This window comes from uncultured Duncaniella sp., assembly GCF_910577345.1.
In the GTDB taxonomy this organism is placed as follows: Bacteria; Bacteroidota; Bacteroidia; order Bacteroidales; family Muribaculaceae; genus Duncaniella.
Window position 1 is genome coordinate 69,992 of sequence record NZ_CAJTMT010000001.1, and the last position, 22,928, is coordinate 92,919.

Sequence of the window (22,928 nt, forward strand, 5' to 3'; positions counted from 1 at the left end):
ATAATGTTTTGTAGCAATAAGACAGTGTTTGCTGATATATTTGTGTGTTTAACATGCGTTAACAAATTTGCTTCATATAAAGGAAAACCACCGCCATGTCGTTGATTTTATCGACAGGACGGTGGTTTTTCCCTTTATTTCAATTAATCTTAAGTTCGTCTTTTACATTATGCCTCTCTCGCGGAGTTTGCACTGCCATGCCCATGCAGAGCGCATGGTGTCGGCAAGGGTTGATGTGGCTTTCCAGCCGAGGACTTCGTTTGCGTAGGTGGGGTCGGCCCAGACTTTCTCGATGTCGCCTGCACGACGCCCTACAATTTTGTGGGGAACTTTCACGCCGGTAGCTTCTTCGAAAGTGTTGATGAGTTCGAGTACGGAGACTCCGTTGCCGGTTCCGAGGTTGAAGATTTCGATTTTGTCGTCGCTCTTGTCTTCGAGCATACGTTTCACGGCAATCACATGGGCTTTGGCGAGGTCCACGACATTGATGTAATCGCGGATGCATGAGCCGTCAGGTGTGTTGTAGTCATCGCCGAAAACGCTGAGTTCCTTGCGGATGCCGATTGCGGTCTGGGTGAGGTAGGGGATGAGGTTCTGCGGAACACCGTTGGGGAGTTCGCCGATTTCTGCCGACGGATGGGCACCTACAGGATTGAAGTAGCGGAGGATTACACTCTTGAACGGTGCGCCTGCATTGATGACATCGGTGATGATTTCCTCGGAAATCTGCTTGGTGTTGCCGTAAGGCGAAGTGGCCTTCTTGATGGGCGACTGTTCAGTGACGGGGTTCACATCAGGCTCGCCGTAGACGGTGCATGATGAAGAGAACACGATGCCCTTCACATCGTTGGGAGCCATCAGATCGAGAAGGTTGAGGAGGGTGTTGAGGTTGTTGCGGTAATACAGAATCGGTTTCTGCATACTTTCGCCGACAGCCTTTGAGGCTGCGAAATTTATTATACCCTTGATGCCGGGGTAGTCGGCGAAGAGTTTGCGCAAGGTTTCGATGTCGGTGCAATCGCCTTCCACAAAGTCGGGACGTATACCGGTGATGCGTTCGATTCCGTCAAGCACATCACGGTTTGAATTGGAAAGGTCGTCGATGATAACGACTGAATAGCCTGCATTCTGCAGTTCGACAACGGTGTGGGAACCGATATAGCCTGTACCGCCTGTCACTAAAATCCTGTCCATGATAAGGTTTCGTTGGTTGTGGTTAAATATAGATTGAGTTTTGTATTATATTATATGGTGTGTCGTGCGCTTGCTGGGGCGCAGTGTGTCATGAGAGAGTCCGTTCGGCATCCGGAAGCGGATGGTAGGAGCCGATGTGTCGCTGCTTTTTCTCCTCGAAGATGTCGGATATGGCAAAGAATATGCCGCTCTCCTCGACATCGCCGAATTCATCGTTGATGGCTGTGCCAAACATTTTCATTGTCGGCGAAAGGCTCATGTAGGAATTGACAAGCGGGGGGATGTTGAATCCGAATTCACGCACGGCGTGGTTGAGAATTTTATAGTCCTCCTTGAAGCAGCTTTCGGTGAAGAGACGGCCCATAGCTTCTTCGTCGATGCTTGTTGCGCAAGGTTTGATGGGGCGGACAAGCTCTTCGGTGTCGGGGAAATGCTTGTGGAGGAAATAGAGAATCATGTCGCGACATTCGCGGTGGTAGCTGGGATACATGGTCATCTTTCCGAAAAGATATTTGATTTCGGGATAGACCACGGTGAGTGCTCCCAAACCGTCCCAGAGGTTGTCGAGCGCGAAGATGGCTTTGGCTCCTGCGCGCGATGACTGGTATTCGAGTCTGACAAACGAACGTCCAAGCTCGATTGTGTTTGGCAGATATTCCTTGACGAAGCGTTCGGAGAAATCAAACATGTGGGCGGTGGCGATTCTCGGACGCCCCCGGTCGTCGAAGCGTATGTCGCGCCCGATGATGAAACGGTAGCCCCCGAGTATCAGTTTAGACTCCGGATCCCAGACTATGAGCTGACGGCATGGCGGCTCCATGAGGTCGAATTCGTCGATGTCGCACTCCTTGCCCGTGCCGCCTCCGGCTGCGCGGAAGGCGAGTTCGCGCAGACGTCCGATCTCGCGCATCGTCGAGGGACACTCGCGGCCGTCGACGACGTAGATTTCATTGTTTCCTTTGTTAGTCTCGCGCAAGAATTTGTCGCGCGTCAGCTCCGCTTCGATGAGAGCGCTGTCAATAGGGTCGATTATCTTTTCGGTCATGAATCAGAGTTGCGGGTTGTTTTATCGTTTTGAGGATCGGTCGGAGTGCCGGAGAGAAGCAAGACGGTAGACTTCTTCGCGCAGGGCTGAGGCTTCGTTTGCTGCATCTTTGCCCCCGTGGAAAGTTTCCCATGGAATCGGTTTTCCTATGTGGATGTCGAAGGTTTTGCCCGCGCTTTCAAACACTTCGCGTGGCAGTCTGACCATCTCGATGTTGAATTTCAATCCAAGACGAGTCCTTAGACGTGCAAATTTATAAAAAAACGGGGAATTCTCACCACCAAAATGCAAGGGAATTATGTTTCTGCGTGACAAAATGGCTTTGTTGATGACCATTTTGTTCCATTTGAGGTCTGCGATGGTTCCGTCGTCACCTTTTCGGGATACGAGTCCTGCGGGAAACATGACTATGGGAGCATCGCTTTCGAATGCCTCGTCGAGTCTGGCGGCGGCTTCGCGTGACTGTTTTCCGTGTTTGTTCACGCCGAGAAAAATCGGGCGCAGAGGCTCAACGAAAGTCAGAAGGTCGTTGACCACGAATTTCACATCCTTGCGTCCGCCGTAGAGTTCGGAAACCATCGTGGCAAGCACCATTCCGTCGAGTCCGCCGAGGGGATGGTTGGAGACGATGATGACGCGCGTATCATCAACCGGAAGCGAACCGTGAACACGGTAGGTGACACCCAGGTCCTCCACCACGCCACGGCAGAAATCCACTCCGACCTTGTCGGCATTGTGGGTGAGCAGCCGGTTAAGTCCATCCTGACAGATGGTACGTTCGAGGGCTTTGATGAGGAAGCGGGGAATGAATTTGTAGTAAGCGGACGCGCGCTGACGCAACACTGCGTTGATGTCAATCCGCATCGGTTGTGGCTTATTCTCCATCCTGCACTTCGATTTTGTCGAATGCCTGCCAGAGAGGATCGGAGGGGAGCGGGGCAGTCACGTCGATTTCCTTGCCGGAAACGGGGTGAGTGAAACGTATGCGCCGGGCCATGAGAGAAATCGACCCGTCGGGATTGCTGCGCTTGTCGCCATACTTCAAGTCGCCTTTGATGGGGCAGCCGATGGCCGAGAGCTGCACGCGTATCTGATGCTTGCGTCCTGTCTCAAGTTTTACCTCTATCAGATGGTAGCGGTCGGAGCTTCCGAGCAGACGGTAGGTGAGAGCGGCACGTTTGGAGCCTTTCTTTTCAGTGAGCGACGCATAGCTCTTGTTGTTGCGTTCGGTGGTGGTGATGAAGTGGACGAGCCGTCCTTCGGGCGGTTCGGGCATGTTGCGGCTCAGAGCCCAATAAGTCTTCTCGACTTCACCGTTACGGAACATGTCATTGAGGCGGGCGAGAGCCTTCGAGGTTTTGGCAAACACGACAAGACCACCGACAGGGCGATCCAAGCGATGGACCACACCGCAAAACACGTTGCCGGGTTTGTCGTATTTTTCTTTCAGCCATTTCTTGACTGTCTCGACAAGCGGTTCGTCGCCTGTCTTGTCTCCCTGGACTATCTCTCCCGGGGCCTTATTTATTATAATAAGGTGGTTGTCTTCGTAAACAACTTGCATGACAAAATTTTTATTCCTGATTATAGACACAAAATTAGCTGTTTTTGGTCTAAATTGGAAATAATAGAGTAAATTTGTGAAATCTAAACAAACATAATCCAGTCAATACAACTATTCCGGATGCTTGAATATATAAAAGGTATAGCCACTGAGCTAACTCCGACTTATGCCGTGATTGAGGTCAACTCGATCGGTTATCTTGTCAACATTTCCCTTGCCTCTTTCGAGGAAATCCAGCGCTCGTCGGGAGAACTGAAAGTGCTTCTCCATGAGGTGATACGTGAGGATGCGCATCTTCTCTACGGCTTTATCAAAGCGGAGGAGCGTGAGATGTTCCGTCTGCTGATAGGTGTGTCGGGTGTCGGCCCGGGGACGGCATTGCTTATCCTGTCGTCAATTCCTGTCACTGACCTACAAGCCGTGATTACTTCAGGTGACCATTCAAGGCTGAAGAACGTCAAGGGAATCGGGGTGAAAACGGCCCAGCGCATAATAGTTGACCTCAAGGATAAAATAAAACCGACTGATGCAACGTTATCTTTACAGTCCGACGCATCAAGCCCCTACAGCGAGGTCTACGAGGAGGCTCTTGCAGCCCTCACCGCACTCGGTTTCGTACGCCAGCAGTCGCAGAAGGTGTTGAAGAGGATTTTCGATGCCGATCCGGCCATCAAGGTCGAGACCGCCATAAAGAAAGCGCTGAGCATGATGTAGGCCCCTCCGAATGGGCTGTGGCCGGACTTATGGATTGATAGGGGAGTTGCCGCCCGGTTTTCTCCCATGGATAGTTCATCATTGTTTTAGCTTTAAACAGCCCTGAAAAGACGGCGCGACATATTCATTTACGCTTCACTCTTCGCCGGTATGGTCACCGTAACGGCGACGGGTACTTTTTTTGCCTTTTCGCAGAGCATCACACCCGATTTCAATCCCCCCGCACCTGTCATTCCTGCCCCTGCTCCGGGAGGAAAAACCGACTCGGTCACAATCCCTTTCCCGGTCAGTCGTCCGATTCCGCAGACCTACGAGGACCTGATGCAGCAGGAACTTGCCGCCGATCTCTCGACACCGTCAAACATATCGACTGTCGCCGAGTTTGATCCGCAGTTGGGTTACTACGTCATCCGCACCAAACTTGGTGACTACGACATCACGACTCCCTTCTATCTCACTCCGGAACAATACAACCGCTGGCAGACGCGCAAGCAGATGCAGCAGTATTTCAACCTGCGCAATTCCGAGGCTATGACGAAGCCAGACAAGGAACCGTTCAACATCCTCGACATGAATTTCGCCCTCGGTCCGCTCGAAAAGATTTTCGGACCCGGCGGCGTGCAGTTGAAGACACAGGGCTCGGTGAATATCTCGATGGGTGTCAAGAGCAACAAGACCGACAATCCGGCTCTGTCGCTCGATTCACGAAGAAAGACCTATTTTGATTTCGACCAGAAGATACAAGCCACGGTAGCAGCTTCCGTAGGTGACCGTATGAAGTTCAATATGACCTACAATACGGATGCCACATTTGACTTCGACTCGAAAAACCTCAAACTTGCCTACGAAGGGAAGGAGGACGACATCGTGAAGTCGATTGAAGCAGGTAATGTTTCAATGACGACCGGCTCATCTCTCATCCGTGGCAGCTCGGCTCTTTTCGGTATGAAGACCAAGCTCCAGTTCGGCAAGCTGACTGCTACGGCTCTTGTCTCACAGCAGAATTCGCAGATCACTTCCGTCAGCTCCAAAGGTGGCGCGCAGACCACGGATTTCTCCATCAAGGCCGACAACTACGATGCTAACCGCCACTTCTTCCTCGGTCACTATTTCCGCGATAACTACGACACGTTCGCCTCGCGACTTCCGTTTGTGTCATCAGGCATACAGATTACGCGCATCGAAGTGTGGATTACCAACCGCAACTCCCGTTTCGACCAAAGCCGTAACTTTGTCGCCTTCATGGACCTTGGCGAAAGCAGTCATACTGCCAGCAACTACTGGCAGACAAATCCGGCATACGCTCAGCCGTCGAACCTTTCAAACAATCTGCTTTCAGTCATTAAGGAGGACTATCCCGGTGCGCGAAATATCAACTCGGTCACCCAGGCTCTCTCTCCTCTCAATGCCTACGGTATTGAAGGTGGAATTGATTATGAGAAGGTAGAGTCAGCGCGTCTGCTCTCGTCATCGGAATATACCCTCAACCCGACTCTCGGCTACATCTCGCTCAAAAGCGCGCTTGCGGCCGATGAGGTTCTCGGTGTCGCTTACGAGTATACATATAACGGTAAGGTCTATCAGGTGGGTGAATTCTCGGCCGATATTACGTCGACTGACCAGTCGCTGTATCTGAAAATGCTGAAATCGACCACTGTGGCTCCGAAGCTGCCGATGTGGGATCTCATGATGAAAAACGTCTATTCGCTTGGTGCCTCGATGATTCAGAAGCAGAACTTCCGCTTGAATATCAAGTATCTCAGCGACACGACGGGTACGGAAATCAACTATCTGCCTGTTCCCTCCATCTCCAATGTCCCGCTTCTGCAGGTCATGAACCTTGACCGCATCGACTCGAACGAAGCTTCAAATCCTGACGGTTTCTTTGACTTTATCGAGGGTTATACCGTCCTTGCAAACCAGGGTAAGATTATCTTTCCTGTTGTCGAGCCTTTCGGCACTAATCTGGAGCGTAAGATCGGCAATCTGACTGTCGCCGAACCTTACCTCTATAAGGAACTTTATGATTCGACACTTGTTGTAGCCCGCCAGTTTGCTGACAAGAACAAGTTTATCCTTACAGGTCGTTATCAGTCGTCAGGAGGCGGTTCGCAAATCCGTCTGAATGCTATCAATGTTCCCAGAGGTTCTGTCGTGGTTACTGCCGGAGGCGTCGTGTTGACGGAGAACAGTGATTACACCGTGGACTATGCGATGGGTGTTGTCACTATCACCAACCAAAGCATCATCGACTCGGGTCAGAGCATCAATGTCTCGCTCGAAGATCAATCCCAGTATTCGTTGCAGCGGAAAACCCTTCTCGGCCTTGACCTGAACTATCAGTTCAACAAAGATTTCAATCTCGGAGCCACAATCATGCATTTTTCCGAGAAATCAATAACGGAGAAGGTCAATATCGGTGACGAGGTTGTCAACAATACCATTTGGGGCCTCAACATGCAGTATAACACCCGCTTCATGTGGCTCACAAATCTCCTCAACAAGATTCCGACAGTCAACGCCATCCAGCCGTCGACACTCAGCTTGCAGGCAGAATTTGCCAATCTCATCCCTCACAAGCAGAAGAGCGGAAGCAACAAGGGCTCATCCTATATCGACGATTTCGAGTCTGCGCAGTATGGCATAGATCTCCGTTCGCCTTATTCCTGGTTCCTTGCCTCAACTCCTTCCGATCCTTCGGGCGATGCGCTTTTCCCCGAAGCTGCGCTTTCCAACGATGTCGCCTACGGAAAGAACCGTGCGTTGCTAAACTGGTATTTCATCGACCGAATGTTCACTGCCCGCAACTCTTCCCTCTGTCCCGGATATATAAAGAGTGACCAGAAGCAGCTCAACAATCCTTACGTCCGCGAGATTTACACCTACGAGGTTTTCCCCGGCCGTCAGCAGACCTACGGAGAGGCCAACACTATTCAGACACTGAATCTCTCGTTCTATCCCACAGAGCGCGGTCCTTATAACCTTGATGCTACAGACATTGACGACCAGGGCAATCTTCTGCATCCCGAACGCCGTTGGGGTGGCATCATGCGCAAGATGGACAATACCAATTTCGATGCTTCCAACATTGAATATGTCCAGTTCTGGATGCTCTCTCCCTTCCTTGACCCCGAAAACGATAACCTTTCGGGCGGTGACCTGTATTTGAATTTCGGTGAAATATCTGAAGACATTCTGAAGGATGGTCTCAAGAGTTATGAAAACGGTATTCCTGTCGATGGTGATGACCAGTTCCTTCAGACAACGAACTGGGGCCGCGTCTCTACACAGAACTCCTTGACGTATGCTTTCGACAATAATACGAATTCGCGTTTGCCGCAGGACGTGGGTCTCGACGGACTCATCAACGAGGATGAGTTCGGATTTTCCTCCTACGCCGATTATCTTGATCGTCTCCGCACGAAACTCTCACCTGTGGCCATCGAGCGTATGCAGGCCGACGCTTTCTCTCCATTCAATGACCCGGCGGGCGATAACTACCACTTCTTCCGTGGATATGATTATGACGAGCAGCGTTTGGGTGTGCTCGAACGCTACAAGCGTTACAATGGTGTCGAAGGCAACTCGCTCTCTCCGGAGGATGCGCCTGACCCTCTCTATCAATCCTCGCGTGCGCTCCCTGATGTCGAGGATATAAATCAGGATAACACACTCAATGAATATGAGCGCTATTTCCAATACAAGGTCTCTATCCGTCCGGAAGACCTCGTTGTCGGAAAGAACTATATCACAGACAAGCAGGTGACCCTCGTCCCCAACAGCGACGGTTCGCAGCAGGAGATGGTGTGGTATCAGTTCAAGATACCTTTGAGTGACTATGAGAAGGTAGTCGGCAATATCACCGACTTCTCCACCATCCGTTTTGCCCGATTGTTCATGACAGGCTTCAAGGCGCCTACTCATCTGCGTTTTGCTACATTCGAACTTGTCAAAGGCGATTGGCGTCCCTATCTGTTCAATCTCAATACCCGTGGCGATGCTCCCGCCGAGGGACAGCTCGACGTGTCGGTAGTGAACATTGAGGAGAACTCCAAACGTGAGCCGGTCAACTATGTCCTTCCTCCCGGTGTCACCCGAATCACAGATCCGGGTCAGCAGCAGATTGTGCAGCTCAACGAGCAGTCAATGTCGTTGAAGGTAACAGACCTTCAGCCCGGCGACGGTCGAGGTGTCTACCGCAATACTCAGCTCGACTTGCGCAACTACAAGCGTATGCAGATGTGGGTTCATGCTGAAAAACTTATTGACGACATGACAAACCTCCGTTCGGGTGAGGTGTCAGTGTTCATCCGCCTCGGATCTGATGTGCGCAGCAACTTCTATGAATATGAAATTCCGCTTGAACTGACTCCCGCGGGACAATACGGTGAGGATGGTGCGGACCGCAACATCGTTTGGCCGCGCAGCAACTACATGGATTTCGAGCTTCAGAATCTTGTCAATCTGAAGAAAGATCGCAACCGTGCCAAAAATGAGCAGCAGCCCGGTGTCGGATTCGGAACTCTCTATACCGGTCGCGATCCGGAAAACGAGCGCAACCGCATGGCCGTCATGGGCAATCCGTCACTCAGCGACATCAGAGTGATGCTTGTCGGTGTGCGCAACAACGCATCTACCACCAAGGATGCCACCGTGTGGTTGAACGAGCTTAAAGTAACCGACTTTGACAGTGAAGGAGGATGGGCGGCAAAGGCTAATATGAATATAGGTGTTTCCGACATCGCCACTCTCAATGTCGGCGCTCATATCGAGACTGCCGGTTTCGGTTCTGTCGACCAATCGCTCAACGCCCGTCGTATGGACGACTATGAGCAGTATAACTTCGCCATGCAGGTTGATGCCGGACGTTTTCTTCCGGAAAAGGTCAAGCTTCGTGCGCCGATTTACTATTCGGTGTCGAAGGAGCGCATCACACCGAAATACAATCCTCTCGATCAGGATGTGAAGTTGAAGGATGCATTGGATGCCTGTACGACTGAGGCACAGAAGGATTCAATCCGTGCTTTTGCTGTTGAGAACAACACCGTCAAGAGTTTCTCTATTTCGGGACTTAAATTCGATGTGAAATCCAAGAATCCCATGCCGTGGGATCCCGCCAACTTCACGTTTAACTTCTCGTTCAATAAACAGTCAAAGACAGACCCGACCACTGAATATGAGAATACCAACGACTATCGTGGCTCATTCCAGTATTCCTATACTCCATACGTCAAGGGTCTCCGTCCGTTCAGCTTCATCAAGAGCAAATCAAAACATGCGAAATTCTTGAAGGAATGGGAATTTAATTATCTCCCGACAAATATATCCTTCCTCACGACAATGTCTCGTTACTACTACGAGCTTCAGACCCGCTCGGAGACCGACGTTGACTTCCAGCTTCCCGTGTCGGTGAGCAAGAATTTTATCTGGGACCGTCAGCTTGCTCTAAGCTGGAACCTGACGAAATCACTTTCAGTCAACTTTAACAGCAATACCTCTGCCCGCATTGACGAGCCTATCGGAGCGGTTAACCGCAAGCTTTTCCCCGACAAGTATAAGGAATGGAAGGACACCGTCATGCAGAGCATTTTCCGCCTCGGCACTCCGTGGAGCTACAACCAGAGCTTCGTGGTGACCTACCGTGCGCCATTCAGTCGTATTCCTGTCCTTGACTGGCTCACCGGTAATGCTTCCTATAATTCTACCTATCGTTGGGACCGTGGTGCTGAAGTGGACGGAGTGCAGATGGGTAATTCCATCGCTAATCAGGCTTCATGGAATATGGATGGCCGTCTCAATTTCGAGACTCTCTACAACAAGTGGAGCTACACGAAAAAAGTCAACCAGCGTTTCCAGGCGCGCCGTACAACCGCTAAGGCAAAGAAGCCCAAGAAATTTGAACGCACATACGCACTGCGCCCCGATACCACGCTCAACATCCGTCACAATCTCCGCAATGCAAAGGTGAAGGTGACGGCTACTACCGTTGATGGTAAACCGTTCCGCGTGACCCACAAGGTTGTCGATGTCAACAACATCACTATCTTTAACCGTGGAGAGGAGAATATCAAATTTACCGTCGAAGAAATCTTGAAGGAGGATAAGTCGCTCTGGAAGGAAATCGGGGAGTACGGCACACGTCTGCTCATGTCGCCGCGTTCCGCCGCAGTGCGTTTCCGTTCCACCCAATCGCTTTCGCTTCCGCTCTTCCGTCCCGACATAGGCAATGTGTTCGGTCAGTCCCGCAGCTATGGCCCGATGTCGCCCGGCCTTGACTTTGCCTTCGGCTTTGCAGGGGAGGATTACATCAACAAGGCTCTCCGCCGCGGATGGCTCATCACTGACGACGGTCAGACCTCGCCTGCGATATTCTCACGCACGAATGAACTGAACATAGAATTGACCCTCGAACCCATACGCGGATTGAAAATCATGCTGACAACCAACCGCACTGACAACCGTACCCGTTCGACTCAATTCATGTATGACAACATGCCGACATCCCTTGCCGGTTCATATACGAAGACCCATGTGGCTTTGAAGAGTGCCATGAAGCATTTCAAGGCGGATAATGGTTATGAGTCCGAGGCTTTCAATCAGTTCCTCGCCAACATTCCCGTGATTACCGAGCGTGTGCGCGGAGAATATGCCGGATTGAACTACCCGATGGGTGGTTTCATGGAGGGTAATGTCAATGCCGGAAATCCTTTCAATCCTGAGGTTGGAGATGTCAGCCCGACAAGTTCCGACATTCTGATTCCGGCCTTCCTTGCGGCATACACCGGAACCGATGCAAAGAAACAATACCTCACTCCATTCCCCTCATTTGCCAACGCTCTTCCGAACTGGCGAGTGACTTACGACGGTTTGCTCTACATCGGCAACCTCCGCAATATTTTCAAGGCGTTCACACTCAGCCATGCCTATCAGTGTACCTACTCCGTGGGTTCCTATTCGTCGTATCTGAACTGGATGAGTGCCAATGACGGCGACCTTGGTTTTACCGTTGACGAGCTCACAGGCAATCCCATTCCGACATCGCCCTACAATATTTCGTCGGTAGCCATAACCGAAAAATTCGCACCGCTTATCGGTGCTGCTGTGACACTGAAAAACGACCTCACACTTTCCGCTGAATACCGCGATTCGCGCACACTGACGCTGAATACTTCTGCCGGACAGATTGTGGAAGCGAATCAGCGCGGCATGACCTTCGGCCTCGGCTACAAAATCATCGGCTTCAATACAGTGCTAAAGATGAAAGGTTCGGGCCGTGGTATCTCCAATGACCTTACCCTTAATGCCGACTTCAACTTTGCGGAAACTCAGGCGCTAATACGCCGCATCGAGACAGCCTACACTCAGGCAACCTCCGGCACACGTTCGCTGACTCTGAATTTCACCGCATCCTACGTCATGTCACGCCGTCTTACTCTTGGAGCATACTTCGACCATCAGGTCAACACTCCCATTGTCTCCTCGACCTCCTATCCGACCACCAACACTTCATTCGGATTTAATATCAATCTCTCGCTTGCCAGATAAGTCGGAAAAGGATGTATGTCTAATCCTTTTTCTTTTCCCGCATTCTGACAAGTTCTATGGCTTCCTTGCCGGTCATGCGGATTATGTCGAGCCGGAGGACAGCCACATGATTGAGACATTTGTTAATTTCATCCGTGGAATCAACGCCGGGCGAGTATTTCTCACACAGCAGATCAAGGCCTTTTCTGATTTCTGTTTCTTCAGTGACAACATTGATGCGCCCCTCTGCAATCACACTTCGGAAGTAGGATGTGAATTCATCCGCAACAATCATGTCTTGCCCTACGACACAGAATGAGCATCGGCTATCAGCCTCGATACACTCCATCTTGTAGCCGTTGCGGGCGGAATGGAAATAGATAGCGCTACCACCATCGTAGACGAAACTCAGAGGCACACCGTAGGGCGTACCGTCGGGGCCTGTGAGCGAGAGAATACCGTTGGTCGCTGTGTTGAGAATCGATTTTGTTTCGCTGTCCGGCAGAAGTTGTTTGAAACGCCGCATCTTATCTTTCATATCTTTTACTTATTCTTGGTTTTAAGCAATGGTATCTAAAATCTCAACTCATCTTTAATCCTATGATTGAAACAATGAGTGTGGTGATGAAAAAAATCCGGCGGAAGGTGGCCGGTTCATTGAAGAAAAGTATGCCGACAATGACGGCTCCAACCGCACCTATTCCCGTCCAGACGGGATAGACTGTCCCAAGCGGAATTGTCCGTGATGCCCGGGCCATCAGATACATGCTTAGCGTCAAGGCGGCAATGAAACCACCCCACCACCAGTAGGATTCTGTCCCTGTACTCTCCTTTGTCTTGCCGAGGCAGAACGTGAAAGCCACTTCCATCAGTCCGGCTAAAATCAGAATAATCCAGTTCATGTTTTATACGCTTATTATGTTTTTACCTGTTTTTCGGGCAGCGAAGTTACTGATTATATTCCACCGTTTCCTTATCATTTGATAATTTATTAATTTTGCCGATATGGAATTGGAGACTATAATAAACAATATCCACGCTCTTCCGAAGAAATCATTTGCAATGCTTGCTGCGGAAGTCGAGGAGGTGACTATTGATAAAAACATTGAGTTTATCAGGAGTGGCCACGTTGAGCCATACATCTATCTGATAAAATCGGGCATTGTCAGAGGATATGTGCGTTCTGACGCTAAGGAAATTACGTTTTGGATAGGACGTGAGGGTGAAGTCGCGCTGTCACTTGAAAGCTACATCAATTTGAAACCGGGTTATGAATCCATCGTGACGATTGAACCGTCGGTCTTATTCCGCATCTCTTCAGCCTCGCTCCATGCGCTTTATGAGAAGGATGTCCATCTTTCCAATTGGGGACGAAAATTTGCTGAAAGGGAGATTCTCAGAGCCGAAAAATGTCTGATTCCACAACTTTTTACAACAGGAAAATTCCGCTATCTTGAACTTCTGAAAACAGATCCGGAGCTACTGAACCGTATCCCTCTTGAATACCTTGCGTCATACCTTGGCTTAACACCGGTAAGCCTCAGTCGTATACGGGCTTCAATATGAAGATGACCCGCGCTTTTGATGCAGGTCCATTCCGACTTCCAAATACTTAATGAAAGAAAAAATCTCCCGATGCGTTTTAAATGACGCACCGGGAGATTAATGTATTGGTTCAATCGTTGGCTATCGGAAAAATAATCCGATGTCAGCCTAACGTGAATCAGTCTACTTTGTAGAGGGCGACCTCTGCAGGGTTGAAGTTAGCGATGAAGTCGGAATGTTTGGTGACTTCTGCCTGAGCGAGATTTGCATATACTTCAGCCGAACGCTTGAAGCTGTCGTTGCGGTTGGCATCGAGAAGGAGCAGATAGCTCATGACGATGCAACCGGCCATTTCGACAAGGCGACGGGCCATGAAATCGCCGTAAGCAGCGTCGTCAACAGCGGTGACTGTTTCAACAGCTTTTGCATAGCGCTCTGTCATTGCTGCGAGACGGTCTTTGAGGGCCTGCAGTTCGGGCTTAACCTCTTCAGAAGCGTATTCCTTGATGAGATTGAGATAAGTGCCTGTGGTGACGTGGCGGATTGCAGCGACAACCTGGAGCTGGGTGGTTCCTTCATAGATTGAAGTGATGCGCGCGTCGCGGTAGAGGCGTTCGCAGGCATAGTCCTTCATGAAGCCTGAACCACCGTGAATCTGGATACAATCGTAAGCGTTCTGGTTGCAATACTCGCTACCCATTCCTTTTGCAAGGGGAGTGAGAGCATCGGCCAGACGGCTGTAGTATTTCGATTCCTTACGCTCTTCAGGAGCGAGAGTGCGCTCTTTTGCGAGGTCGTCATAGATTTTGTAGATGTCGACATAACGGGCGCAGGCATAGAGGAGCGAACGGGAAGCGTCGAGTTTGGCCTTCATTACAGAAAGCATCTCATAGACTGCGGGGAACTCGATAATTGCCTTGCCGAACTGTTTGCGGTCCTTGGCGTAGGCGAGGGCCTCACGGTAGGCAAGCTCGCTGACACCTACGCTTTGAGCCGCGATGCCGAGACGGGCACCATTCATGAGAGCCATCACATACTTGATGAGACCCATACGGCGTGAGCCACAAAGCACAGCCTTGGCATTCTTATATGTAAGCTCGCAAGTCGGAGAACCCTTGATACCCATCTTGTTTTCGATGCGGCGGACATTTACACCACCATCATTCTTGTCGTAGATGAACATTGAGAGGCCACGGCCGTCCTTTGTACCGGCCTCGGAGCGGGCAAGCACGAGATGGATGTCGCTGTCACCGTTGGTGATGAAGCGCTTCACACCATTAAGCAGCCATGTGCCGTCGGGTTGTTCGGTCGCTTTGAGCATGACGCTCTGAAGGTCGGAACCGGCATCAGGTTCGGTAAGGTCCATAGACATTGTCTCGCCCTTGCATACACGGGGAATGAATTTGGCTTTCTGTTCCTCGTCGGCAAATTCATAGATTGTCTCGGCACAGTCCTGAAGACCCCAGAGGTTTTCGAATCCGGTGTCGGCACGGCTTACGATGTCGGCAGCCATGATGTAGGGAGTGATGGGGAAGTTGAGACCACCGAAACGACGGGGCATTGCCATACCCATCAGACCGGCCTTGCGGCAAGCATCAAGATTTTCTTTAGTTTTATCGGCGTAGATGACGCGTCCGTTTTCCACGCGGGGGCCCTGATGGTCAACATCCTCAGCATTGGGCGCGATGATGTCACCGCATATTTCGCCAACGATTTCAAGGACCTTGTCATAGCTGTCCTGTGCATCGGCATAGTCGAGAGGTGCGTAGTCAAACTTCTCGGCATCAGTATAGTTGCGTTCTTTCAAGGCAACGATCTTCTCCATCAGAGGATGGGTCAGATGGTGCTTGAGATCGGGATTATCTGTATAAAAGTTAGCCATTTCTCTGCTTATTTGGAGTTCTTTTTGTAGTACTTGATCAGCTTGGGCACTACCTCTTCAAGATTGCCGGTGATTACATAGTCGGCGATAGTGTTGATGGGTGCGGCGGGATCGTTGTTGATTGAGATGATGATAGAGCTGTCCTGCATACCTGCGATGTGCTGGATCTGTCCGGAGATACCACAGGCGATGTAGAGTTTCGGACGGACGGTGACACCTGTCTGACCGATCTGACGTGCGTGTTCTGTAAAACCTGCATCGACAGCAGCGCGTGAAGCTCCGACTTCTGCTCCGAGTGTATCAGCGAGTTCATGGAGAAGCTGGAAGTTCTCTTTTGAACCAACGCCGTAGCCACCGGCAACAATGATGGGGGAGTTCTTGATGTTGATTTTCGACTTCTCGATGTGACGGTCAAGGATTTCTACAACGAAGTCCTCGTCAGATACATATTTCTTGGCATCGAGTTCTACAACTTCGCCCTTGTGGTTGGGATCAAAGATTTCTTTCTTCATCACACCCTCGCGGACAGTTGCCATCTGGGGACGGCATTCAGGGTTCACGATAGTTGCCACGATATTGCCACCGAAAGCAGGACGGATCTGAAGAAGGAGGTCTTTGTATTCCTTGCCGGTCTTGGGATCAGTGTGGTCGCCGATTTCAAGTGCTGTACAGTCGGCAGTCAGACCGCTGTGGAGGCATGAGCTGACACGGGGACCGAGGTCACGGCCGATACAGGTGGCACCCATAAGACAGGCCTGGGGTTTGATTTCGCGGAACAGGTTGATGAGAACCGCAGAGTGGGGATTGGAGGTATAGGGATAGAGGCGCTTGTCGGAAACCTTGTAGAGGCGGTCAACACCGTAGGGGAACACCTGCTCCTCAACACCTGTGAGGTCATCACCGACAACGACTGCTTCAAGTTTTACACCGAGGCGTGAAGCGAGCACACGGCCTTTGGTCAGAAGTTCGAGGCTAACGTCGGCCACGCGGCCATCCTCAAATTCGAGATATACAATTAAGTTGTTCTGGTCCATAGTGCTGCTTATCCGATAGTGTGGTTAGTGATGAGTTCCTTGACGAGATCTTCGATTTCAGCATCATTGTCAGTGAGAACACGGCAATCCTTGGCTGTGAAGACCACGTTTTCAATAGCTTTTACCTTTGTGGGTGAACCGGGGAGACCTATCTGAGCAGGATCTGCGTCAACGTAGGCTGCGCTCCATTCCTGAAGGTTGAGATAGGGGCGCTTTTCAAGAAGAGCCTTGCGCTCGTCGGAGAGCTTAGCGGCCTCGCTGGGAGAAGCTGCATATTTGAACTTCTGCACACGCATTGCATTGCGGGGACGGCAGTCGGGGGCGGAGCCGTTAACTGTCACTACACAAGGAAGGGGAGCCTTGACGGTTTCAACACCGTTTTCAAGACGACGCTTCACAGTGACGTGACCATCTGAAAGGTCGAGGATTTCCTCTGCGTAGGTAATCTGAGGAATGCCGAGCTTTTCAGCAATCTGGGGACCTACCTGAGCGGTGTCACCGTCAATTGCCTGACGGCCACCGAGGATAATATCATATTTTCCGAATTTCTTCACAGCCTGTGCCAAAGAATAGGAAGTGGCAAGTGTGTCAGCACCGCCGAGGGTACGGTCGGTGAGCACAATGCCGCCGTCAGCACCGCGATAGATGGCTTCGCGTATGATTTCAGAAGCGCGGGGGAGACCCATTGTAAGCAGAGTGACTGTTGATCCGGGATTGCTGTCCTTGAGACGGAGAGCTTGTTCGAGGGCATTGAGGTCCTCGGGATTGAAGATGGCCGGCAGCGCAGCGCGGTTGATGGTGCCGTCCTCCTTCATCGCATCCTTACCCACGTTGCGGGTGTCGGGCACCTGCTTGGCGAGCACGATGATGTTGAGATTCATAATCGGTTTGTTAAATACTTGGGTTATTAGATTGGTAATTCTTTATCGGTTTTTAAGCGGCTTTCAGATGAGTCAGAAACCGGATTTTGGATTTCTGACTCATCGAAAAGCAGCCGGAATAGTTTCAGGGATAAGTATCGGAGTGGAAGTGGATTATTTCACTTTTTCCTCAACCCATTTGCGGGCATTGATGAAGGCATCAATCCACGGAGTGACTTCATCGGTGCGACGTGAAGCGGGATAGTAGCCACACTGCCAGGGGAAGATGGCGCGTTCGAGGTGAGGCATCATTGCCAGGTGACGGCCATCGGCAGAGCAGATACCTGCGACAGAGGCGCGAGAGCCGTTGGGATTGCCGGGATATGCGCTGTAGTTATACTTAGCAACGACGTTGTAGTCACCCATTGCCATCGGGAGGTTGAATTTGCCCTCGCCATGTGCAACCCAGATGCCGAGTTTGCTTCCTGAGAGCGAACCGAACATCACAGAGTTGTTTTCAGGGATGGTCACGCCAAGGAACTGTGATTCAAACTTATGACTGTCGTTGTGGAGCATCTTGGTCTTTTTGGGGTGCTCGGGATTGATGAGATTGAGCTCAATCATGAGCTGGCAACCGTTGCAGATACCGAGTGAGAGTGTATCCTCACGGGCATAGAAGTTCTTGAGTGCACGCATTGCATTCTCGTTCCAGAGGAAGCCGGAAGCCCAGCCCTTTGCAGAGCCGAGAACGTCGGAGTTGGAGAAACCGCCGCAGAACACAATCATGTTGACATCCTCAAGGTTCTCGCGTCCGCTCATGAGGTCGGTCATGTGGACATCCTTCACGTCGAATCCGGCGAGATAGAGAGAATAGGCCATCTCACGGTCGCCGTTCACGCCCTTTTCACGGATGATGGCTGCCTTGACACGGTCACCGTGGCCATCGCGACGGAGGGTGATGTCGCGGGAAGCGAGTTTGCCGTTGTAGTTTGAGGGGAAACGGTAGCGGATAGGCTGCTTCTTATAGTTGTCGAAACGGCTGCGGGCACACTTCTCACCGCTCTGGATTGCATCCATGAGGTAGCTTGTGTGGAACCATACGTCGCGGAGATAATCGATTCCGAGCAGACGCTGGGTGCCGTTGTGATTGACGATGAGTGTACGTTCGTCGGTCGGAGCACCGATATGGCAGAAGCGTACTCCTGCTTTTGTAAGGATTTCGTCGACCGATGCGATTTTTGAAGCCTCAACCTGTGCAACAATGGCGGGATTCTCTGCGAAAAGTATCTTCACGAGATCAGTCTCGCCAAGATCTGCGAAGCCTGCAGTGTCAAGTTCGATGCCGCCGTCAGTATTGGCGAAAGCCATTTCAAGAAGGGTGGTGACAAGACCTCCGGCAGAAACGTCGTGGGCAGCCATGAGCTTGCCGCGTTTCACAAGCGCCTGTACAGTCTCGAACGCCTTTACGAATGCGTCGGTATCTGTCACTGTGGGTGCCTCCGAACCAAGTTTGCCCTGAGTCTGTGCGAGGGCCGAACCGCCGAGCTTGAGACTGTCGGATGAGAAGTCTATATAATATAGTATAGAGCCTTTCTTTCCGAGGACAGGGGAGAGGACCTTGCGGACATCGCTGACCTCACCTGCTGCGGAGATGATGACAGTGCCTGGAGCATATACCTTGTCGTTGCCGTATTTCTGTGTCATGGACAGTGAGTCCTTGCCGGTGGGGATATTCACACCGAGCTTGCAAGCGAAATCGGAGCAAGCTTCAACCGCACGGTAGAGAGCTGCGTCCTCGCCGGGGTTCTTGCAGGGCCACATCCAGTTGGCACTGAGCGAAAGACCTTTTATGCCGTCGCTCAGAGGGGCAGTAACGATATTGGTGAGTGCTTCTGCCACGGCTACGACCGAACCCTTTGCAGAGTCGATGAGTGCAACCTGCGGAGCATGGCCGATTGATGTAGCGATGCCTTTTGTACCGCTGTAATCAAGGGCAACCACGCCGCAGTCGCTGAGTGGAAGCTGGATTTCACCTTGGCACTGCTGACGTGCGATTTTGCCGGTCACGGAACGGTCAACCTTGTTGGTGAGCCAATCCTTACATGCAACGGCTTCGAGGCTGAGGACAGAGGCGGTGTAGCGCTCAATGTCATCTTCGTTATATTCACCGTCAGTGTATGAAGTTTCGACAGTGTTGTCGACGAGTGTTGTCTTGGGTGAAGAACCGAACATGTCGGTCATGGCAAGGTCGATGGGTTTTACGCCGTCGGTCTGTTCAAATACGAAGCGGTGATCGCCGGTAGTCTCGCCAACGACATACATCGGAGCACGTTCGCGGTCAGCGATAGTGCGTACGAAATCAATGTCTTCTTTCTTAAGCACCATGCCCATGCGTTCCTGGCTTTCATTGCCGATGATTTCCTTGGATGAAAGGGTGTGGTCACCTACGGGAAGCGCACCGATTTCAATCTTACCGCCGGTCTCCTCGACAAGTTCGGAGAGGGCATTGAGATGGCCGCCTGCACCGTGGTCGTGGATGGAGACGATAGGATTGTTGTCGTTTTCGGCAAGCGCACGAATCACGTTGGATACACGTTTCTGCATTTCGGGGTTGGCACGCTGCACGGCGTTAAGCTCGATGCCCGAAGCATACTGTCCGGTCTCGACTGACGATACAGCACCACCGCCCATGCCGATGCGATAGTTGTCACCACCCATCACAACGACAGCTTCGCCGGCTTCGGGTGTACCCTTGATGGCATCCTTGGCAGCTGCATATCCGACACCACCGGCGAGCATGATAACTTTGTCATAGGCATACATCTTGCCGTTTTCATCATGTTCGAAAGTGAGGAGTGAACCGCAGATGAGAGGCTGACCGAACTTGTTGCCGAAGTCGGATGCTCCGTTTGAAGCCTTGATGAGAATCTCGGCGGGAGTCTGATAGAGCCAGGCACGGGGATTCATCATGAGTTCCCAGGGATAGTTGCCGAGGCGGGGATAGGAAGTCATATAGACAGCCGTACCTGCGAGGGGAAGGCTGGCGCGGCCACCGCCGAGACGGTCGCGGATCTCACCACCACTACCTGTAGCGGCACCGTTGAACGGCTCGACAGTTGTCGGGAAGTTGTGGGTCTCGGCTTTGAGAGAGAGCACGGTTTTGAGGTCGCGCACTTCAAAAAAGTCAGAACGTTCGGGGTGAGTGGGGTAGAACTGAGCTACAGTCGGACCTTCAACGAACGCAACGTTGTCTTTATAGGCCGAAACGAGTTTATTGGGGTTGACCTGTGAGGTCTTCTTGATAAGCTTGAATAAAGAAAGAGGTTTCTCTTCACCGTCGATGACGAACGAACCGTTGAAGATTTTGTGACGGCAATGTTCGCTATTGACCTGGGAGAAACCAAACACTTCACTGTCTGTGAGAGGACGGCCGAGGCGTTCTGCCAGCTCACGGAGATAATTCTCTTCTTCTGCGCTGAGAGCCAGACCCTCGCGTTTGTTATACTCACTGATGTCGGCGATATGCTCGATGGGAGCTGCAGTGGCCGATGTGGTGAACACCTTAGAATTGAGACCGTCGTAGAGACGCGACAGCATTTTGTCGAACGTCGGTTCGTCGGTTGTCACGCGATGAAACTCCTCGATGCGGGTGATTCCTTCGAGACCCATGTTCTGGGTGATTTCGACCGCATTTGTGCTCCACGGTGTGATCATCTCTTTACGAGGACCGACGAAGCGGCCCTTTACTGAAGTTGAGGTGAGGGGAGTAGCACCGTCGAAGAGCCATTGGAGTTTTTCTTTTTCTTCGTCTGAAAACTTGTGGCTTGTTTCAACAGCATAAATAAGGTTTGCACCTTTTTTGAAAAATACGACCATAAGTGAAATATGCAATGAATGGAGTAAAAATCGTGAGTTGAAAAGTGGATGCATGAGGGCATTCTTCGCAACAAAGTTACGATAAATCTCGCATATCACCAAGAGTTGGAGGCTATTTAGAGAATTTGTCGTAACTTTGTCACATCAATGTCACCGGGCGACTCTGAAACGGTTTTTCGGAGTGCCGGAGCGGAATTTCCCTGAATAGAAAACTTTTTAGCTCCAAAAGAGCTTATTATACATAAACTATAAGCGTAAAAAGAATATGGACAATAAGAAAATAGGTGTACTTTTTGACTTGGACGGCGTTCTTGTTGACAGTGAGGGTGAATACTCTGACTTCTGGGGCCCGATGGGCAGGAGATTCAATGTCCCGAGCCCGACATTTGCAGCCGACATCAAAGGTACGACCCTCGGTGAAATACTCCTCGCTTTTCCGGAGGATGCAAGGGAAGGGATTGTCGAGGAACTCCATGAATATGAAAAGGCCATGAAGTATCCTTGGATTCCGGGTGCTGAAAAGTTCATCAATGAACTCCTTGCAGCCGGCATACCGTTTGCAATCGTCACCAGCAGTGATGACGTGAAGATGGGTTATCTCTTTGCTGCCCATCCGGAGTTGCGCGACAAACTCACGGCTCTCGTGACAGGCTCTATGGTCAAACACAGCAAACCGAATCCTGAAGGTTATCTTAAGGGCGCGGAACTGATCGGTGTCCCTATCGAGGATTGCTATGTGTTCGAGGATTCTTTACAGGGACTGGAGGCAGGAATGCGTTCGGGTGCGACTGTCATAGGCCTCGCCACCACCAATTCGCGTGAGAAATTAAAAGGAAGAGCCCACAAAATCATTGATGACTTTGCAGGCTTTACAATTGAACGGATGCGCGAAGTGACCCGTTGATTTTTTCTCAGGAGACTACTGTCTGAGGGCAGAGCCTCCTGAAAATTTATTTTACAGCTTTGAAGCTCATGTCAAGTCCCTTGACAGAGTGGGTGAGCGCACCGACGGAGATGAAGTCGACACCACATTCTCCGTAATCGCGGAGTGTGTCGAGGGTGATGCCTCCTGATGATTCAATCTCAACGGCTCCATTGATGAGCTTGACAGCCTCGCGTGTGCGTTCGGGTGTGAAATTGTCGAGCATGATGCGGTCAACCCCGGCTTCAAGGGCCTGACGGATCTCATCCTCGTTGCGGACTTCAAGTTCGATTTTCAGATTCTTGCCCTTCTCGGCACAGTATTTGCGGGCGGCTTCGACAGCTTGCTTGATACCTCCTGCAAAATCCACATGATTGTCCTTGATGAGAATCATGTCGAAAAGACCGATGCGATGGTTGCAACCGCCGCCGATGCGCACGGCCTCTTTTTCAAGCATACGCATACCCGGAGTGGTCTTGCGTGTGTCAAGCACTTTGGTCTTCAGACCGTCGAGACGCTGTTGGTACTTGGCTGTCTGGGTGGCGATGCCGCTCATGCGCTGCATGATGTTGAGCATCACTCGCTCGGTCTGCAGGAGTGAACGGACACTTCCCTCGACTTCGAAGGCTATGTCGCCCGGCTTTACATGAGCTCCGTCATTGATGTAGACAGTCATTTTAAGTTCGGGATCGAATTTCTCGAAAACTTTGCGGGCGATTTCAACGCCTGCAAGTATGCCTTCCTCCTTGACGATGAGACGCTGCACGC

At 51.2% G+C, this 22,928-nt stretch carries 14 protein-coding genes and 1 pseudogene (1 of these 15 cut by a window edge); 4 read left to right on the top strand and 11 right to left on the bottom strand.

What is annotated here, in order from left to right; translation table 11 throughout:
• Positions 1-162 precede the first annotated feature (162 nt).
• From galE to QZ310_RS00310, 4 genes are all read right to left on the bottom strand, one after another.
• Complete coding sequence (galE, locus tag QZ310_RS00295) at positions 163-1,197, bottom strand: UDP-glucose 4-epimerase GalE (RefSeq protein WP_297069494.1); 1,035 nt, start codon at positions 1,195-1,197, stop codon at positions 163-165.
• A gap of 85 nt (positions 1,198-1,282) precedes the next feature.
• Positions 1,283-2,239: a GNAT family N-acetyltransferase gene (locus QZ310_RS00300; protein WP_297069141.1), complete on the bottom strand. Its 957-nt coding sequence runs from the start codon at positions 2,237-2,239 to the stop codon at positions 1,283-1,285.
• 21 nt (positions 2,240-2,260) lie between these two features.
• Positions 2,261-3,124, bottom strand: coding sequence for a 1-acyl-sn-glycerol-3-phosphate acyltransferase (locus QZ310_RS00305; RefSeq protein WP_297069143.1), 864 nt, complete (start codon positions 3,122-3,124; stop codon positions 2,261-2,263).
• Positions 3,114-3,803, bottom strand: a complete 690-nt coding sequence (locus QZ310_RS00310) for an RluA family pseudouridine synthase (protein ID WP_297069146.1) — start codon at positions 3,801-3,803, stop codon at positions 3,114-3,116. Before QZ310_RS00310 ends, QZ310_RS00305 begins: the two co-directional genes overlap by 11 nt.
• Positions 3,804-3,923: 120 nt before the next feature.
• Between QZ310_RS00310 and ruvA the strand changes: the two genes are divergently transcribed.
• Positions 3,924-4,517: a Holliday junction branch migration protein RuvA gene (ruvA, locus tag QZ310_RS00315; RefSeq protein ID WP_297069148.1), complete on the top strand. Its 594-nt coding sequence runs from the start codon at positions 3,924-3,926 to the stop codon at positions 4,515-4,517.
• A 150-nt stretch (positions 4,518-4,667) separates the two neighbouring features.
• Entirely contained in the window at positions 4,668-12,062 is a 7,395-nt protein-coding gene (gene sprA / locus QZ310_RS00320; RefSeq protein ID WP_297069150.1) for a cell surface protein SprA, read from the top strand.
• Between the two features lie 19 nt (positions 12,063-12,081).
• Here sprA and QZ310_RS00325 read toward each other — a convergent pair whose 3' ends face one another.
• Positions 12,082-12,579, bottom strand: a complete 498-nt coding sequence (locus tag QZ310_RS00325; protein WP_297069152.1) for a pyridoxamine 5'-phosphate oxidase family protein — start codon at positions 12,577-12,579, stop codon at positions 12,082-12,084.
• A 43-nt stretch (positions 12,580-12,622) separates the two neighbouring features.
• The gene (locus QZ310_RS00330) at positions 12,623-12,943 is read right to left on the bottom strand and encodes a multidrug efflux SMR transporter (protein WP_297069154.1); all 321 of its coding nucleotides are present in this window, start codon (positions 12,941-12,943) and stop codon (positions 12,623-12,625) included.
• A gap of 103 nt (positions 12,944-13,046) precedes the next feature.
• On the opposite strand from QZ310_RS00330, the gene QZ310_RS00335 reads away from it, so the two are divergent.
• Positions 13,047-13,607, top strand: a complete 561-nt coding sequence (locus QZ310_RS00335; protein WP_297069156.1) for a Crp/Fnr family transcriptional regulator — start codon at positions 13,047-13,049, stop codon at positions 13,605-13,607.
• A gap of 157 nt (positions 13,608-13,764) precedes the next feature.
• Here QZ310_RS00335 and QZ310_RS00340 read toward each other — a convergent pair whose 3' ends face one another.
• From QZ310_RS00340 to purL, 4 genes are all read right to left on the bottom strand, one after another.
• Entirely contained in the window at positions 13,765-15,468 is a 1,704-nt protein-coding gene (locus QZ310_RS00340) for an acyl-CoA dehydrogenase family protein (protein ID WP_297069158.1), read from the bottom strand.
• Between the two features lie 8 nt (positions 15,469-15,476).
• On the bottom strand, positions 15,477-16,502 hold the full coding sequence (locus QZ310_RS00345; RefSeq protein ID WP_297069160.1) for an electron transfer flavoprotein subunit alpha/FixB family protein: 1,026 nt from the start codon (positions 16,500-16,502) through the stop codon (positions 15,477-15,479).
• Between the two features lie 8 nt (positions 16,503-16,510).
• The gene (locus QZ310_RS00350) at positions 16,511-17,383 is read right to left on the bottom strand and encodes an electron transfer flavoprotein subunit beta/FixA family protein (RefSeq protein WP_297069161.1); all 873 of its coding nucleotides are present in this window, start codon (positions 17,381-17,383) and stop codon (positions 16,511-16,513) included.
• 153 nt (positions 17,384-17,536) lie between these two features.
• Entirely contained in the window at positions 17,537-21,238 is a 3,702-nt protein-coding gene (gene purL / locus QZ310_RS00355) for a phosphoribosylformylglycinamidine synthase (protein WP_297069163.1), read from the bottom strand.
• Between the two features lie 265 nt (positions 21,239-21,503).
• Here purL and QZ310_RS00360 point away from each other — a divergent pair, with 265 nt between their 5' ends.
• The gene (locus QZ310_RS00360; RefSeq protein WP_297069165.1) at positions 21,504-22,142 is read left to right on the top strand and encodes an HAD family phosphatase; all 639 of its coding nucleotides are present in this window, start codon (positions 21,504-21,506) and stop codon (positions 22,140-22,142) included.
• A gap of 46 nt (positions 22,143-22,188) precedes the next feature.
• Here the strand turns inward: QZ310_RS00360 and nadC are convergent.
• A pseudogene (nadC, locus tag QZ310_RS00365) lies at positions 22,189-22,928 on the bottom strand (carboxylating nicotinate-nucleotide diphosphorylase) (it continues 127 nt past the right edge of the window).

Excerpts from the sequence above, each read along its gene's own strand:
- QZ310_RS00310 (WP_297069146.1), bottom strand. The coding sequence starts at position 3,803 with ATGCAAGTTGTTTACGAAGACAACCACCTTATTATAATAAATAAGGCC.
- ruvA (WP_297069148.1), top strand. The coding sequence starts at position 3,924 with ATGCTTGAATATATAAAAGGTATAGCCACTGAGCTAACTCCGACTTAT.
- QZ310_RS00340 (WP_297069158.1), bottom strand. The coding sequence starts at position 15,468 with ATGGCTAACTTTTATACAGATAATCCCGATCTCAAGCACCATCTGACC.
- QZ310_RS00335 (WP_297069156.1), top strand. The coding sequence starts at position 13,047 with ATGGAATTGGAGACTATAATAAACAATATCCACGCTCTTCCGAAGAAA.
- purL (WP_297069163.1), bottom strand. The coding sequence starts at position 21,238 with ATGGTCGTATTTTTCAAAAAAGGTGCAAACCTTATTTATGCTGTTGAA.
- QZ310_RS00305 (WP_297069143.1), bottom strand. The coding sequence starts at position 3,124 with ATGGAGAATAAGCCACAACCGATGCGGATTGACATCAACGCAGTGTTG.
- QZ310_RS00345 (WP_297069160.1), bottom strand. The coding sequence starts at position 16,502 with ATGGACCAGAACAACTTAATTGTATATCTCGAATTTGAGGATGGCCGC.
- QZ310_RS00360 (WP_297069165.1), top strand. The coding sequence starts at position 21,504 with ATGGACAATAAGAAAATAGGTGTACTTTTTGACTTGGACGGCGTTCTT.
- QZ310_RS00330 (WP_297069154.1), bottom strand. The coding sequence starts at position 12,943 with ATGAACTGGATTATTCTGATTTTAGCCGGACTGATGGAAGTGGCTTTC.
- sprA (WP_297069150.1), top strand. The coding sequence starts at position 4,668 with ATGGTCACCGTAACGGCGACGGGTACTTTTTTTGCCTTTTCGCAGAGC.
- QZ310_RS00350 (WP_297069161.1), bottom strand. The coding sequence starts at position 17,383 with ATGAATCTCAACATCATCGTGCTCGCCAAGCAGGTGCCCGACACCCGC.
- QZ310_RS00300 (WP_297069141.1), bottom strand. The coding sequence starts at position 2,239 with ATGACCGAAAAGATAATCGACCCTATTGACAGCGCTCTCATCGAAGCG.
- QZ310_RS00325 (WP_297069152.1), bottom strand. The coding sequence starts at position 12,579 with ATGAAAGATAAGATGCGGCGTTTCAAACAACTTCTGCCGGACAGCGAA.